At 75.4% G+C, this 15213-nt stretch carries 16 protein-coding genes; 8 read left to right on the forward strand and 8 right to left on the reverse strand.

Annotated features, from left to right (window positions below; all coding sequences use genetic code 11):
• The first annotated feature begins 76 nt into the window (after positions 1–76).
• The 4 genes from N555_RS0109950 to N555_RS0109965 all read left to right on the forward strand — a co-directional run bounded on the left by N555_RS0109950 (position 77) and on the right by N555_RS0109965 (position 3361).
• Positions 77–1144 (forward strand): NAD(P)-binding domain-containing protein, encoded by a 1068-nt coding sequence (locus N555_RS0109950; RefSeq protein WP_029431338.1) that lies wholly within the window; start codon positions 77–79, stop codon positions 1142–1144.
• Between the two features lie 113 nt (positions 1145–1257).
• Positions 1258–2181, forward strand: coding sequence for an ABC transporter ATP-binding protein (locus N555_RS0109955; protein WP_029431339.1), 924 nt, complete (start codon positions 1258–1260; stop codon positions 2179–2181).
• The gene (locus N555_RS0109960; protein WP_029431340.1) at positions 2178–2987 is read left to right on the forward strand and encodes an ABC-2 transporter permease; all 810 of its coding nucleotides are present in this window, start codon (positions 2178–2180) and stop codon (positions 2985–2987) included. Before N555_RS0109955 ends, N555_RS0109960 begins: the two co-directional genes overlap by 4 nt.
• Positions 2988–3016: 29 nt before the next feature.
• A complete protein-coding gene (locus N555_RS0109965) occupies positions 3017–3361 on the forward strand; it encodes a hypothetical protein (protein ID WP_029431341.1) in 345 nt (114 codons plus the stop codon).
• A gap of 67 nt (positions 3362–3428) precedes the next feature.
• On the opposite strand, the gene N555_RS0109970 is transcribed toward N555_RS0109965, so the two are convergent.
• The 3 genes from N555_RS0109970 to N555_RS0109980 are packed head-to-tail and all read right to left on the reverse strand — an operon-like array spanning position 3429 to position 7229.
• Positions 3429–4604: an MFS transporter gene (locus N555_RS0109970; protein ID WP_029431342.1), complete on the reverse strand. Its 1176-nt coding sequence runs from the start codon at positions 4602–4604 to the stop codon at positions 3429–3431.
• Between the two features lie 57 nt (positions 4605–4661).
• The gene (pruA, locus tag N555_RS0109975) at positions 4662–6287 is read right to left on the reverse strand and encodes an L-glutamate gamma-semialdehyde dehydrogenase (RefSeq protein ID WP_029431343.1); all 1626 of its coding nucleotides are present in this window, start codon (positions 6285–6287) and stop codon (positions 4662–4664) included.
• A 9-nt stretch (positions 6288–6296) separates the two neighbouring features.
• Positions 6297–7229, reverse strand: a complete 933-nt coding sequence (locus tag N555_RS0109980; RefSeq protein WP_029431344.1) for a proline dehydrogenase family protein — start codon at positions 7227–7229, stop codon at positions 6297–6299.
• 146 nt (positions 7230–7375) lie between these two features.
• Here N555_RS0109980 and N555_RS0109985 point away from each other — a divergent pair, with 146 nt between their 5' ends.
• The gene (locus tag N555_RS0109985) at positions 7376–8005 is read left to right on the forward strand and encodes a biliverdin-producing heme oxygenase (RefSeq protein ID WP_029431345.1); all 630 of its coding nucleotides are present in this window, start codon (positions 7376–7378) and stop codon (positions 8003–8005) included.
• Positions 8002–10353 carry a SpoIIE family protein phosphatase gene (locus N555_RS0109990; protein ID WP_029431346.1) on the forward strand — a complete coding sequence of 784 codons (2352 nt, stop codon included), beginning with the start codon at positions 8002–8004 and terminating at the stop codon, positions 10351–10353. Before N555_RS0109985 ends, N555_RS0109990 begins: the two co-directional genes overlap by 4 nt.
• On the opposite strand, the gene N555_RS0109995 is transcribed toward N555_RS0109990, so the two are convergent.
• The 4 genes from N555_RS0109995 to idi all read right to left on the reverse strand — a co-directional run bounded on the left by N555_RS0109995 (position 10331) and on the right by idi (position 13026).
• Positions 10331–10591: a hypothetical protein gene (locus tag N555_RS0109995; RefSeq protein ID WP_029431347.1), complete on the reverse strand. Its 261-nt coding sequence runs from the start codon at positions 10589–10591 to the stop codon at positions 10331–10333. The two genes, N555_RS0109990 and N555_RS0109995, sit on opposite strands and share 23 nt — an antisense overlap.
• A gap of 41 nt (positions 10592–10632) precedes the next feature.
• A complete protein-coding gene (locus tag N555_RS0110000) occupies positions 10633–11412 on the reverse strand; it encodes an SDR family NAD(P)-dependent oxidoreductase (RefSeq protein ID WP_029431348.1) in 780 nt (259 codons plus the stop codon).
• A 137-nt stretch (positions 11413–11549) separates the two neighbouring features.
• The gene (locus N555_RS0110005) at positions 11550–12329 is read right to left on the reverse strand and encodes a polysaccharide deacetylase family protein (protein ID WP_029431349.1); all 780 of its coding nucleotides are present in this window, start codon (positions 12327–12329) and stop codon (positions 11550–11552) included.
• A gap of 154 nt (positions 12330–12483) precedes the next feature.
• Entirely contained in the window at positions 12484–13026 is a 543-nt protein-coding gene (gene idi, locus N555_RS0110010) for an isopentenyl-diphosphate Delta-isomerase (protein WP_029431350.1), read from the reverse strand.
• 56 nt (positions 13027–13082) lie between these two features.
• On the opposite strand from idi, the gene N555_RS0110015 reads away from it, so the two are divergent.
• Complete coding sequence (locus tag N555_RS0110015) at positions 13083–13916, forward strand: alpha/beta fold hydrolase (RefSeq protein ID WP_029431351.1); 834 nt, start codon at positions 13083–13085, stop codon at positions 13914–13916.
• A 47-nt stretch (positions 13917–13963) separates the two neighbouring features.
• Positions 13964–14614, forward strand: a complete 651-nt coding sequence (locus N555_RS0110020; protein WP_231502689.1) for a pyridoxamine 5'-phosphate oxidase family protein — start codon at positions 13964–13966, stop codon at positions 14612–14614.
• A gap of 7 nt (positions 14615–14621) precedes the next feature.
• Here N555_RS0110020 and N555_RS26775 read toward each other — a convergent pair whose 3' ends face one another.
• Positions 14622–15137 (reverse strand): dimethylamine monooxygenase subunit DmmA family protein, encoded by a 516-nt coding sequence (locus N555_RS26775; protein ID WP_051683926.1) that lies wholly within the window; start codon positions 15135–15137, stop codon positions 14622–14624.
• Positions 15138–15213: the final 76 nt, after the last annotated feature.

The following is a 15213-nucleotide window of genomic DNA, read 5'->3' on the forward strand; positions in this document are numbered from 1 at the left end:
GCCCGGCAACCGCAAGGTCCCCGCAAGATGCGCGGACCCGCCGGAAGCGCCGTGCCGGCCGCGGCGTTGACCGTCCGTGAGCAGCACCCGGGACGTCGACGTGGTCGTGATCGGCGCCGGTCAGGGCGGCCTGAGCACCGCGCACCACCTGGCCCGGCTGGGGTTCGAGCCCGAGAACGGCTTCGTCGTCCTCGACGGCGACGACGGCCCCGGAGGCGCCTGGCGGCACCGCTGGCCCTCACTCACGATCGGCACCACCCACCGGGTGCACGACCTGCCCGGCATGCCCTTCCCCGGGCGGGGGGAGCAACCGGCCGCCGAGGCGGTGCCGGCCTACTTCGCCGCCTACGAGCGGCGGTTCGACCTGCCGGTGCACCGTCCCGTGCGGGTCACCGCGGTGCGCCGCGAGGGCGAGGGGTTCCTCGTGGAGACGTCGGACGGCGACTGGCGGGCGCGTGCCGTGGTCAACGCCACCGGCACCTGGACCCGCCCCTTCGTGCCGCGCTACCCCGGTCAGGACACCTTCCGCGGCCGGCAGTTGCACACCGTCGACTACCGCTCGGCCGCCGAGTTCGCCGGGCAGTCGGTGGTCGTGGTCGGCGGGGGCGCGTCGGCCGTCCAGCTGCTCGCCGAGATCAGCGAGGTGGCGACGACGACCTGGGTCACCCGCCGGCCGCCGGTCTGGCGGGAGGGACCCTTCGACGAGGACGCCGGCCGCGAGGCGGTCGCCCGGGTGGCCGCGGCGGTCCGGGAGGGTCGCTCCCCCGGCAGCGTCGTCGGCAACACCGGCCTCGTCGTCACCCCGTGGATCAGCGGCGCCCGGGACCGCGGTGTGCTGACGCGGCTGCCGGTGTTCGACCGGATCACCCCCGACGGCGTCGCGTGGGACGACGGCCGGTCCGTCCACGCCGACACGATCCTGTGGGCCACCGGCTTCCGCGCCGCCGTCGCGCACCTGGCTCCGCTGCACCTGCGCGCCCCCGGCGGTGCGATCCCGGTCGACGGCACCCGCGTCGTCGGGGAGGCCCGCCTCCACCTGGTCGGCTACGGACCGACGGCCAGCACCATCGGCGCCAACCGCGGCGGCCGCGCCGCCGCGGTGGACCTCGCCCGGCAGCTCCTCCCCGCCCGCGCCGCCGCCTGACCCCTGGGGGACGGATGGGGGTCGGGTCAGGGCACTCCCGGATGTACCGGGGCGGCGCCGGCCGCCAGCCTCGACGGCATGACCACACCCACGCCCTGTCCGACGGGAACGCCGTGATCGTCGCCCGGGAGCTCACCAAGACCTACGGCGCGCGGACCGCCGTCGACGGCATCTCCTTCACCGTCGAGCCCGGCCGCGTCACCGGCTTCCTCGGCCCGAACGGCGCCGGGAAGTCCACGACCATGCGCATGGTGCTGGGCCTGGACCGCCCCACGTCCGGCAGCGTCACCGTGAACGGCCACCGCTACGCCGACTCCCCGGCGCCGCTGCGCGAGGTCGGTGCCCTGCTCGAGGCCCGCGCGGTGCACCCGGGCCGCTCCGCCCGCAACCACCTCCGGTGGCTGGCCGCGAGCAACGCCCTGCCGGCCGCCCGGGTGGACGAGGTGCTCGGGATCGTCGGCCTGGAGAGCGTGGCCGACCAGCGGGTCGGGCGCTTCTCCCTCGGCATGGGCCAGCGGCTGGGCATCGCCGTGGCCCTGCTCGGTGACCCCGCCGTCGTCGTCCTCGACGAGCCGGTCAACGGGCTGGACCCCGAGGGGATCCGGTGGGTCCGCACCCTGGCCCGGCAGCTGGCCGACGAGGGCCGCACCGTGTTCGTGTCCAGCCACCTCATGGCCGAGATGGCGCTCACCGCCGAGCACCTCGTCGTCATCGGGCGGGGCCGGGTGCTCGCCGACTGCACGACCGCGGAGTTCATCGCCCGGCACGCCGCCTCGCACGTGCGGGTCCGCAGCCCGCAGGCCGGCGAGCTCGCCGCCCTGCTCCGCCGCTCCGGCCCGGACGTCAGCGTGGACGGCGGTCCCGGCGAGCTGCGCGTCCGCGGCATCGACACCACCGGCGTCGGCGACCTCGCCGGCGCGCACGGACTCACCCTGCACGAGCTCACGCTGGTGCAGTCGTCGCTGGAGGACGCCTTCATGACCCTGACCGCCGACAGCGTCGAGTACGGCGCGGCACCCGCCGGAGCCGTGCGATGACCGCCTCGGTCCTCCCCCGCGCCGTCGTCCGCGCGCCCCGCCCCGGCTTCGGGAACGTCCTGCGGGCCGAGTGGATCAAGTTCTGGTCGGTGCGCTCCACCGCCTGGTCGGTCGGGATGCTGTTCGTGCTCGGGGCCGGGCTGACGGTCCTGGTCTGCGCCACGAGCGCGGCGGACCTGGCCGACGGCGGCATCGACGAGGCACCCGGCTCCTTCATCACCTGGGGTCTGATGATCGCGCAGGTCACGGCCGTCGTGCTGGGCACGCTCGTGGCCACCAGCGAGTACGGCACCGGCATGATCCGGGCCACCCTCGCAGCGGTGCCCCGCCGCGGGACCGTCCTCGCCGCCAAGGCCGTCGTCCTCACCGGCACCCTGCTGGTCGTCGGGATCGTCACCGCCTTCGCCGGCTACCTGGGCGGCAACGCGTTCCTCGCCGCCGAGGGGATCGGCCTGTCGCTGGACGACGACGGCGTGCTCCGGGCGCTGGTCGGCAGCGGCCTGTACCTGGCGGGGCTGGGGCTGCTGTCGATGGCGGTCGGGCTGCTCGTCCGGCACACGGCCGCGGCGCTGTCGACGGTGCTCGGGCTGGTGTTCGTCGTCGGCAACATGGCCTTCCTCCTGCCCGGCGAGTGGGGCGAGTGGGTGGCCAAGGTGCTGCCGGGCAACGCCGGCTCGCCGGTGACGATGCCCGTGCCGTTCAACCCGATGCTCCTGGACCCGTGGCCGGGCTTCGCGGTGTTCGCCGCCGAGGTCGCGGTGCTGCTCGCGGTGGCAACGGCTGCCTTCCGCCGTCGGGACGCATGACGGCCGGCCGGCGGTGGGACAGTGGGCGGGTGACCGATCCCGCTGACCTCACCGCCGGCCGCGCCCGCGCCGACGAGCTGCTCCGCCGCCTGGCCGACGACGAGGCCGGCGCGGACGCGTTCCTCGCGGAGCTGACCGAGGTCCGCGACCTCGCGTTCGTCGGGGCCGGCCTCACCGCCATCGCCCGGAGCGAGGGCCGGCAGTTGCCGCCGGCGCAGCGGGCCCAGGCGGCCACCCGCCAGGTACACCTCGGGGCGCTGCGCGACCGCTCGCGCACCGATCCCGCGGGGCTGCGCTTCTGGCTGCGCCGGGCGGCCGAGGAGGTGCAGCTGCTGCGCCGGCTGCGCGAGGCCGCCGACCGCCTCGCCGGCTGAGGTGCCTCGGCCCCAGGCATGGGAAGCGATACCCACGTCGAGGGCGTCCTGACGTGGGGATTGCTTCCTATGCCTCGCGGGGGGCGGGCACGGGGCGGGCGGCCCGCACGGCGAGCGGCAGGGTGCCCGCCAGGAGCGCGGCGACCACCACGTAGGTCCAGGACAGCCCGAGCCCACCGGCCACCCAGCCGAGCGTGAGCGCGCCGACCGCGGTGCCGACGTCGAACGAGGCGTTCCACATGGCGCTCGCCGCCGTGGCGCCGTCCGAGCCGGCCCGGGCGAAGGCGGTCAGCAGGGTCAAGTTCTGCACCGAGCCGTAGCAGACGCCGAAGAGGGCAGCGGCGGCCAGCAGCCAGCCGTTCCCCCAGCTCAGCCCGGCCCCGAGCAGCGCCATCCCGGCGGCACCGACGGCGAGACCGGCCGGCAGCAGCCGGCGCACGCCCACCCGGTCGGCGAGCACCCCCACCCGCCAGCGCGCCAGCGCCGTGGTGATCCCGAAGAGCAGCAGCGCCACGGTCACCACCGCCCCCTCCGGCCGCTCGATCGGCAGGAAGGTGACCAGCCCGCCCCCGGCGAGGGTGACCACGAACAGCACGGCCGACGGCGGGAGCGAGGCCACCACCGCGCGGCGCCCGGCCCCACCGCCGGGCGAGGGCGCGGGCGGGGTCGTCGTCCGCAGCAGCGCGGGGAGGAACAACAGGCCCAGCACCGGCGAGGCGGCCAGCCACGCCAGCCAGGCCACGTGGCCGGCCAGGACGAGAGCCACCCCCGCCGGGACGGCGATCAGGTTGGGCACCGCGATGGCCAGGCCGTACAGGCCGATGGACTCCCCCCGGCGCTCGGGCGGGGCGACCGCGGCGGCCAGCAGGGCGCCGAGGACGGTGATGATCCCGAAGCCGATGCCCCGGACCGCCGACAGCGACGAGACCCACACCAGGCCGTTCCCCAGCGCGTACAGCGGCGCGGGGAGTCCCAGCGCGAGGAGGCCCGTGGCCAGCACCGGACCGCTGCCGAACCGGGCCGTCAGCGAGGGGACCGCGACCTGCGCGACGATGGTGACGACCAGGAACACCGCGGTCACCACACCGGCCGCCGCCTCCGGCGCCCCGCCCGCGACGGTGTAGGTGGGCAGCGACCCCAGGGTCAGGCAGTAGCTGGCGAACCCCAGCGCGGTCACGCCCAGCAGCGACCGCATGGCCGGCAACCGCAGCAGCGACGTCCGCACCGCCGGCCCCCGTGTCATGCCGCCATCGTCTCCCGGAGGAGATCCGTGGGTGTCACGCCTCCGGATCTCCTCCGGTCAGGACATGTGCGGGTAGCGGTGGTCGGTCGGCGGCACGAACGTCTCCTTGACCACGCGGGTACTGGTCCAGCGCATCAGGTTCTGCGCAGCACCGGCCTTGTCGTTGGTCCCCGACGCCCGCCCGCCGCCGAAGGGCTGCTGGCCGACGACGGCGCCGGTGGGCTTGTCGTTGACGTAGAAGTTGCCGGCGGCGAAGCGCAGGAACCGGCTCGCGTGCGCGATCGCCGCCCGGTCCTGGGCGATCACCGCACCGGTCAGCGCGTAGGGGGCGACCGACTCCATCTGCCGCAGGACGGTGTCGTAGTCGGCGTCGTCGTAGACGTGCACGGCCAGCACGGGCCCGAAGTACTCGGTGGTGAACACCTCGTGCCCGGGGTCGGTGCCCTCGATGAGGGTCGGCCGCACGAAGTAGCCCTCGGAGTCGTCGACGGTGCCACCGGCGACGACGGTGAGCGCGTCGTCGGACCGCGCCCGGTCCAGCACCCCGGAGAGCCTGCTGAACGACCTCCGGTCGATGACGGCGCCCAGGAAGTTCGACAGGTCGGTGACGTCGCCCATCGACAGCGACTCGGTGGTGCCGACCAGGTCGTCGCGCAGCCGCGCCCACACCGAACGGGGCACGTAGGCGCGGGAGGCGGCCGAGCACTTCTGCCCCTGGTACTCGAAGGCGCCGCGGACCAGCGCGGTGCGCAGCACGTCGACGTCGGCCGAGGGGTGGGCGACGACGAAGTCCTTGCCGCCGGTCTCCCCCACGATCCGCGGGTAGCCCCGGTAGGAGGCGATGTTCCCGCCGACCGTGCGCCACAGCTGCTGGAAGACGGCGGTGGAGCCGGTGAAGTGGATGCCGGCCAGGTCCGGGTCGGCGAGCGCGACGTCGGAGACCGCGATCCCGTCCCCGGTCACCATGTTGATCACGCCGGGCGGCAGCCCCGCCGCCTCGAGCAGCCGCATCAGCTGGTACGCGGCGAACTGCTGGGTGGGCGCCGGCTTCCAGACGACGGTGTTGCCCATCAGCGCCGGCGCGGTCGGCAGGTTCCCGGCGATCGCGGTGAAGTTGAACGGGGTGACCGCGTAGACGAACCCCTCCAGCGGGCGGTGGTCGATGCGGTTCCACGTGCCGGGCGAGGACTCCGGCTGCTCGGCCAGCACCTGCCGGGCGAAGTGGACGTTGTAGCGCCAGAAGTCGATCAGCTCGCAGGCGCTGTCGATCTCGGCCTGCTGGGCGGTCTTGCTCTGGCCGAGCATCGTGGCCGCGTTGAGCGTCTGCCGCCACGGGCCGGCCAGCAGGTCGGCGGCCCTCAGGAAGACCGCGGCGCGGTCGTCGGCCGAGAGGTCCCGCCAGCCCGGCGCCGCCTCCTTCGCACAGCGGATCGCGTCGGCGGCGTCGGCGTGCGTGGCGTGCGCCGAGGTGCCGAGGACGGCCGCGTGCCGGTGCGGCTGGACGACGTCGAAGCGCTCCCCGCCGGCCATCCGCCGCTCGCCGCCGAGGGTGGCGGTCAGCTCGAGCGGCTCGGCGGCCAGCTCGGCCAGGCGGGCCTCGAGCTCGGCGCGCTCCGCCGAGCCGGGGGCGTAGCCGAGCACCGGCTCGTTGCGAGGTGGGGGAACGCGGGTGGTGCCGTCCATGGCGGTCTCCTACGACGTCGTGACGAGGGAACGGAGGAAGAAGCGGAGGTTCGCCGGGCGCTCCGCGAGGCGGCGCACGAGGTAGCCGTACCAGTCGGCCCCGTACGGCACGTAGGCCCGCACGCGCACCCCGGCGGCGGCCAGCCGTGCCTGCTCGCCGGACCGGATGCCGTACAGCATCTGCACCTCCCAGGACTCCGGCGCGCGCCCGTACTCGCCGGCGAGCCGCTGGGCCAGGGCCACCATCCGCGGGTCGTGGCTGCCCACCATCGGGTACCCACCGCCGCGCATGAGGACGCCGAGGCACCGGGCGTACGCGGCGTCGACCTCGTCCTTCCCGGGGTGCGCGACGGACGGGGGCTCGTCGTAGGCACCCTTGACCAGGCGCACCCGTGATCCCGGGACGGCGAGGGCGGCGACGTCGTCCTCGGTGCGCACCAGCGCGGCCTGCAGCACCGCACCGGTGCGCGGGTGCTCCCGGCGCAGCTCCGCGAGGACCCGCAGCGTCGAGTCGACGGTGCCCGACTCCTCCATGTCGAGGGTGACGGTCGTGCCGATCGCGGTGGCGGCCTCGACGACCGGCCGGACCAGCTCCAGCGCCAGCTCCTCGCCGCCGGGGAGCGCCTGACCGAACGCCGACAGCTTCACCGACACCTCGGCGTCCGGGCCCAGGCCGAGCGGGGCGAGCCCGTCGAGCGCGGCGAGGTAGGCGTCCCGCGACCGCCGGGCCAGGTCGCGGTCGGTGACGTCCTCGCCGAGGTGGTCGAGGGTCACCGCGATGCCCGACCCGGTCAGGCGGCGGACGGCGGCCAGAGCGTCGTCCAGCGTCTCGCCCGCGACGAACCGGTCGACCACCCGGCGGGTCGCCGGCACGCCGACCAGGGCGCGGCGCAGCGCCGGCCGGCGGGAGGCGGCGAGCAGCAGGGCCTTCGAACTCAGCACGGGCACCTCCGGCAGCGGGCGACGCCGTCGACGCTAGGTCCGCGCCGGGGGCCCGGCCAGGGACGGACGCACGCCCGGGTCCACCCGGACCGGAGGGCCCCGACCGACGCGCCGTGCGTCATCCGGTGACCTACGCTCGGAGTCGTATGGCTGAAGACGGAGAGGCGTTGCCTCAGGAGACCGGGGGCGACGTCCTCCGTCGGCTGCGCACCGCGACGGCCGCCGAGCACGAACGCGTCGAGGAGACCCTCGGCCTCACGGATCCGCTGCTGACGCGGGACCGGCTGGCCACGGTCCTGGCGCTCATGCACGGCTTCTGGCTGGCTGCCGAAGAGGGCCTCGACGACTGGGCTGCCCGCGAGCCGGCCGACGCCGGCGCCCTGCAGTGGGACCGCCGCCGGCGTGCCGCTCTCTTCGCCGGCGACCTGGCGACGCTGGGCAGCCCCGGCGGCCCGCCCGAGCGGCCCGCGCTGCCGGCCGTCGCCGACACCGACGAGGCGCTGGGCCGGCTCTACGTGCTGGAGGGCTCGACGCTCGGCGGCACCTTCATCGACCGGCACCTCGCCACGCTGCCCGACCTCTCCGACGGCGTCCGGCTGCGGGCGTTCAGCCCCTACGGCTCCCAGACCGGCGCGATGTGGCACGCCTTCCGGCGGGCCACCCGCGCCCACGTGGACGGCGGAGGGGACGCCGACGCGGTGGTCGAGGCCGCCCGCACCACCTTCACCGTGCTCGCCGACTGGTGCCGGCCGGCGGGCGCGGTCGTGGGGACGTGAGCGACGTCGACCTGGACGTCGATGCCGGCCTGCTGCCGCCCGGGACCCCGATCGACCTGGACAACTGCGCGCGCGAGCCGATCCACGTGCCCGGCAGCGTGCAGCCGCGCGGAGTGCTGCTGACCGTCGACGAGGCCGGGCAGGTCGTCTCGCAGGCGTCGCGTAACCTCGCCGACCTGATCGGCGTCGAGTGGGCGGAAGCCCTCGGCCGGCCGCTGGCGGAGGTCATCGGCGTCCCCGCGGCCGCCGCGGTCGCGCGTTCGGCCAGCGCCTTCGGCGACCTCCGGGACCGCAACCCGGTCGAGCTCATCCTGGACGTCGACGGCGATCCGGTGCCGATGGACGCGATCCTGCACCGCGTGGCCCTGCGGGCCGACGGCGACGCGACGCCGGACCTGCCGGCGACGACGACGCTGGTGGTCGAGCTGGAGCCCGCCCGCGGGCCGCGCCCCTTCTCGTTCCCGAACACCTACCAGGCCATCCGCGGCACCGTCGGCGAGCTGAACCGGGCCTCCTCGCTGCAGGAGCTGTACGACATCACCGCGCAGGCCGTGCGGTCGCTCACCGGCTTCGACCGCGTGATGGTCTACCGGTACGACGCCGACTACAACGGTGAGGTCGTGGCGGAGGCGAAGACGCCGGAGCTCAACTCCTTCCTGGGTCTGCACTACCCGGCGTCCGACATCCCCGCGCAGGCCCGCGCCCTGTACGAGAAGAACTGGGTCCGGCTGATCTCCGACGTCGACTACCGGCCGGCGCCGATCGAGCCCGCCGACCACCCCGCCACCGGCGCGCCCCTGGACCTCACCTACTCCACCCTCCGCAGCGTCTCCCCCATCCACGTCGAGTACCTGCACAACATGGGCGTGCGGGCCTCGATGTCGATCTCGCTGCTGCGCGACGACGAGCTGTGGGGACTCATCGCCTGTCACCACTACGCCGGCCCGCACGCACCGCCGTTCGCCACCCGGGCAGCCGCGGAGTTCCTCGGCTCCACCCTGTCCCTGCGGCTGGTCGACCGGGCGTCGGAGGACGAGGTGCACCGGGCACTCCAGGTGCGCTCGACCCTGGCCTGGCTCACCGCGGCCGCGCTGGACGAGGACCGCGAGCTGACCGACACCCTCTTCGGCTCGCCCAGCCTGCTGGACCTCCTCCCGGCCGACGGCGTGACCGTGTGCCTGCAGGGCAGGTCGGCCGCGCGCGGGGCCCCGTTGCCCGACGGGCTCGCGGCGAGCATCGCGGCGTGGGCCGCCGACCAGGGCGACGACGTCGTCGCCACCGACTCGCTGCCGGTCGTGGCGCCGGAGCTGGGAGCGCCGGCCGACGTGGCCTGCGGCGTGCTCGTGGTCCCCCTGCCGGAGGGGCAGTACCTGCTCTGGCACCGCGCCGAGACCGAGCGGCACATCGACTGGGGCGGGGACCCGCACAACAAGGCCATCGCCGAGCGCGAGGGCGACGGGATCCGGCTCAGCCCCCGGAAGTCCTTCGAGCGCTGGCGGGAGACCGTCCGGAACCGGTCCGAGGCCTGGACGCCGGAGCAGGTCGACGAGATCGGCGAGCTGCGCAGCCACCTGCTGGAGGCGCTCTACGCCCGCCAGCGCAGCATCGTCCGCGCCGCCGAGACGCTGCAGCGCAGCCTGCTCACCGAGCCCCCGGTGCGGCCGGACCTCGAGGTCGCCGTCCGCTACGTGCCCGCCGCCCGCGAGGCCCAGGTCGGCGGCGACTGGTACGACGTCTTCAGCCAGCCCGACGGCTCCACGGTCCTGGTCATCGGTGACGTCGTCGGCCACGACACCGCCGCCGCCGCAGACATGGCGCAACTGCGCGGCCTCCTTCGCGGCATCGCCTACGACAACCCGGACGGCCCGGCACGCGTGCTGTCGCGGCTCGACGCCGCGATCGAGGGGCTGGGTCTCGGGGCCCTGGCCACCGTGCTGCTGGCCCGGCTGGTCCCCACCGGCGACGGCGGGGTGACCGTGACCTGGTCCAGCGCCGGCCACCTGCCGCCGGTCGTCGTCGGCCCGGAGGGTGCGGCGCGGACCCTGAGCGGCGGCCGCGCGGACCTGCTGCTCGGCGTCTCCCCCGGAGCCGGCCGCACCGACTCCGAGGCGGTGCTCGCGACCGGGTCGACGCTGGTGCTCTACACCGACGGTCTCGTCGAGCGCCGGGACCAGCTCTTCGACACCGGCGTGGCGCGCCTCGGCGCGGCGCTCGCGGAGTTGCGCGCAGCACCCGTCGACGAGGTCTGCGACGGCGTGCTCGCCCGCCTGGCGCCCGGCGCCACCGAGGACGACGTCGCCCTCGTCGTCGTCCGGCTCGGGCCGGTCAGCCCGGTTCGGGTGCGCTGAACTCCGCCGTCAGCCCGTCACTCGGCGCGCCGCCCTCAGCCGGCAGCGGCACCTCGTCCGCGGCTGCCCGCAGCTCGGCCTCGTTGTCGGGGCGGCTGCCGGCGTCCGCTCCGCGCTGCAGGTCGGCCAGCAGCCGCTGCTCGTCCGGGCTCAGGTCGCCGCCGTCGAGGCGCTCGCCGGGCGCGCCCGCGTCGGAGCCGCTGGCCATGCCGCTGTCGGGGAGATCGGGGTCGGTCACGTCGGCGCTCCTCATCGGGGGGAGTCCGGCTGGTGCGCCGGTCATCGGGGGAAGTTCGGTTCGAGGCGAGGGACGATCTGCATCTCCGGCACGAACGCCGCCGGGTGCAGCGTGACCAGGTAGCGGACCATCTCGGCCACCGCGGCCGGCGGCATCATCAGGTGGGACGGGATCCCCCACTGCTCCATCATCGGGGTGTCCATCGCGGCCGGGATGACGGCCTGCACCCGGCACGGGAACGGCCGCTCGGTGCCGTCGTCGGCGCGGGTCGCCTTCTCGCGCAGCTCGCGCTGGATGCAGCGGGTGGCGTTGAGGAACCCGGCCTTCGAGCCGTTGTAGGCGATCGCGCCGCTGCCCGAGGTGATCGCCGAGAGGCTCACCACGTGGACGACGTCGGCGGTGCGCCCCTCGGGAAGGTGCTGCACCCGCTTCATGAACTCGCTGGTCAGGAAGATCGGGCCCTCGCAGTTGACCGCCTGCACCCGCTGGTAGTCGGCGAGGTCGATGTCGGTGACGTACCCCGGCCGGTCGATGCCGGCGACGTTGGCGAGGACGTCGAACGCGTCGCCGTGCTGCTCGAACAGCTGCGCGACCACGGCCCGGCGGCTGGCGTCGTCGGTGACGTCGAGGGCGACGACGTCGGCCTTGCCACCGGCCTCGCCGACCAGCTCCGCCGTCCGCTCGCTGCCGGCCGCGTCGATGTCGGCGATCGCGACGTGCGCACCGGCGTCGGCCAGCGCGAGGCAGGTCGCCCGCCCAAGCCCGCTGGCCCCTCCGGTGACCAGCGCCACCCGCCCGTCCAACGACCCGCTGCCCGCCATCCACGCCTCCTCGTGATCCCTGCCGCGATGACCACGGCCACCTCCGCCAGCCTCGCCGATCACCGCCCGGTCCGCAGGTCGGGCGCCCGCACCCGGGCGGAATGGCGGTTCTGCACGGTGCGGAATGGCGGTTCTGCTCAGTGCGGGGCAGCCCACACGTCGGCGAGGGTGACCGTCTCCAGCGCCCGCTCGTCGATGAGCGCCCGGAGCTCGTTGAAGACGGTGGTGACGGTCGCGTGGTTGGCGTGGCCGATGGTGATCGACTGCGCGGCGAACCACCGTCGCGCCGAGGCCATCAGCTCCCCGGGCGTGAGGACCCGGTCGTCGCCGAGCGTGCCGTTCCACATGGCCACGGTGGGGTGACCGCAGTCCGCGGCGATCCGGTCGACCCGCCCGTCGTGGCTGCCGAACGGAGGCCGGAAGAACGGGGTCTCCCCCGCGCCGAAGGTGTCGGCGAGGAACCGGCGGTTGGTCTCGATCTCGTCGGCGACGGCGGCGTCGTCCAGGGCGCGCAGGTCGGGGTGGGACCAGGTGTGGTTGCCCAGCGCCACCTGCCCGGACTCCACGAGCGGGCGCAGCGCCGGGGCGTTGTCGGTCCAGGAGCGGTAGCAGCCGTTGGGGAAGAAGGTGAGCCGCAGGCCCGTGTCGGCGGCCAGGTCGGTGAAGGCGGCGACCACGTCGGAGCTGACGCCGTCGTCGACGGTCAGGGCGAGCCGGCTGCCCTCGCCCGGCAGCCGGTCGACCACGCCGAGCGGCGGCGGCACGGTGCCCGGCGGCTGCGTCGGCGTCGCGGCCGCGGGCCGCAGCTGCCGGCCGGACCGGGACGGCGGGTCCTCGACGAGCTCCGCGGTGCCCCGCCCGACCGCGGCGCCGAGCACGCCGGCGGCCATCAGCAGGACGAAGCGGCGGCGATCCACGGGGCGGGACGCTAGGAGGGGGACCGCGCGCGTCCCCGCCAGCGACACCCCGGCGTCCGCGCGCCCGCCACGCGCCGTCGTCCCCCGGCTACCGGGCCGCCGTCGGGAGCGTTTCGCGCGCGAAAGTCCCCGGACTCCCGCGCGCGGAGTGCTGTCAGGTGGTGGGGACGAGGCCTGCCTGCTCGATCAGCCGGGCCTGCTCGCGGCACCACGGGGACCAGGCGTCGCCCTCGGTCTCCTGCCGCTGCCGGAAGGCGGCCCAGTCCAGCAGCTCCCAGTCGCCGACCTCGGTCGGGTCCGGAGCGGGGGTGCCGGTGAACCGTCCCAGGTAGACCGGGCACACCTCGTTCTCCACCACCCCGCGGAACTCGGCCCGGTAGCGGTACCCGGGCAGCGCCGGGCGCAGGTCGGCCACCCCGAGGCCGAGCTCGAACGCGGCCCGGCGGGCGATCGCGTCCGGGTCGGCCTCGTCCGGGCCCGGGTGGCCGCACACGGTGTTGGTCCACATGCCCGGGAAGGTCTGCTTGTCCAAGGCTCGGCGGGTCACCAGCAGCCGGCCGTCGTCGGCGAACAAGTAGGCGGAGAACGCGCGGTGCAGCGGCGTCTCGCCGTGGTGGACCAGCGGCTTGGGCATGGAGCCGATCGCCGCCCCGTCCTCGTCGACCAGCACGATCAGCTCCACCGTCACGCCGACCATGATCCCCGACGACGCGATCAGGTGCTGGGGGCGCCCGGAACGGGCACAGTTCGGTCATGGACAGCTTCCGCCGCCAGGGGATGGAGTTCGACGTCCGGGACGCCGGTCCGGCCGACGGCGAGCCCGTCGTCCTCCTCCACGGCTTCCCGCAGGACAGCACCGCCTTCGACCGGATGGCCCCCGTGCTGCACGGCGCCGGCTTGCGGACCCTCGCGCCCGACCAGCGGGGCTACTCCCCCGGTGCGCGCCCCACCGGCCGGGGCGCCTACCGGCTGCGGGAGACCGCGCAGGACGTGCTGGCCCTGCTGGACGCCGCCGGCCTGGAGTCCGCGCACGTCGTCGGGCACGACTGGGGCGCGGCCGTCGGGTGGGCCCTCGGCGCCTGGTACCCCGACCGGGTCCGGACCCTCAGCGCCCTGTCAGTGCCCCACCCGGCCGCGATGGCCAAGGCCCTGGTGACCAGTGACCAGGCGCTGCGGTCCTACTACATGGCGCTGTTCCAGCTGCCCGCCGTCCCGGAGCGGCTGATCCTGGCCCAGGGCGGCGCGCCGCTGCGGAAGATGCTCCGCAACGGCGGCCTGCCCGACGACGCCGTGGAGCACTACGTGCAGCGGATGCGGGAGCCGGGGGCGCTCACCGCGGCGCTCAACTGGTACCGCGCCCTCCCCTACGGCGCCCGTGACGGCGTCGGCCGGGTGTCGGTGCCGACCCTGCACGTGTGGAGCACCGGGGACGCCTTCCTCGGCCGCGCCGCCACCGAGGGCACCCGGCAGTACGTGACCGGCCCGTACCGGCTCGAGGTCCTGGAGGACGTGCCGCACTGGATCCCCGAGCTCGCCGCCGAGCGCGCCGGGGAGCTCGTGGTCGCCCACACCCGCACGTCGACCTGAGCCGGGGTGTGCGAAACGCGCTCGACCGACTCCGCAAGATGGACGGCGTGACCTATCCGGCCAGCCCCCGCACCGAGCCCACCCGCCTGCGCGACCGCGTCGGCTACGACCGCGCCACCGTGCACGCCGTCCTCGACGAGGCGGTGGTGTGCCACGTCGGGTTCGTCGTCGACGGCCGCCCGGTGGTCCTCCCCCAGCTGCACGCGCGGGTCGGCGACCGGCTCTACCTGCACGGCTCCACCGGCGCCCGCGGGCTGCGCCTGGCGACCGACGGCGGGCTCGACGTCTGCGTCACGGTCACGCTCGTCGACGGGCTGGTGCTCGCCCGCTCGGCGTTCCACCACTCGATCAACTACCGCTCCGTCGTCGCCCTGGGGACGGCGACCGTGGTGATCGACCCGGCGGAGAAGTCCGCGGCGCTGGCCGCCCTGGTGGACGGCGTCGTGCCGGGCCGGTCGTCCGGGAGCCGCGTGCCCGACCGCAGGGAGCTGGCCGCCACCACCGTGCTGGTGCTGCCCCTGGAGGAGGTGTCGGTCAAGGTCCGGACCGGGCCGCCCTCGGACGACGACGAGGACCTGGGCCTGCCGCACTGGGCGGGGGTGCTGCCGCTGCGCACCCTGGCGGGCCCGCCGGAGCCGGCTCCGGACCTGGCCGAGGGGATCGACGTCCCGGCGCACGTGGCCGACTGGAGCCGCTGATCCCCCGCTACGCGACGTGGTGGGTGGTGCCCTCCGTCGGGGCGGAGACCTCGGCGGCCACCTCGCGCGGGCGGGGGGCGGAGACCCGCAGCGGCACGGTGCAGCCGGAGCACTCGACGGAGTCGCCGGGCAGGACGTCGGTCTGGGTGCTCGCCGTGCAGTGCGGGCACCACACCTGACGGAGTTCCCCGCCGGTCACGACGGAGCGGATCTCGGCGCCGTGCATGCCCAGCCGCAGGGCGGCCTCGCGGGCGGCCCGCACGTCGGCCTCCGGCCCGGCGAGCATCAGCGCCCACCCGGGAGGCGCTGACCGCACCGAGCGCTCCAGCTCGGCCAGGCTCATGGCGTCCGCCCGCTGGGCGGCACCCCACGTGACCGGCGTGCTCGGGGGCACCTGCTGGATCCAGTGCCGGACGACGCGCATCCCGGCGGCACCGAAGCCGAGCATGCCGATCGCCCGGGCGGAGGGATCGACGGCCGCCTCGGGTCGCCCGAGGAGCGGAGGCGGGACGCGCTGCGGCATGGGAGCTCCGGGGAAGCGGCGGACGACGGACCACCGATGCTAGGGCCTTTGGACCCCGGCGTGGTTACCCGATCGT

Source organism: Blastococcus sp. URHD0036, from assembly GCF_000701365.1.
Lineage (GTDB): Bacteria > Actinomycetota > Actinomycetes > Mycobacteriales > Geodermatophilaceae > Trujillonella.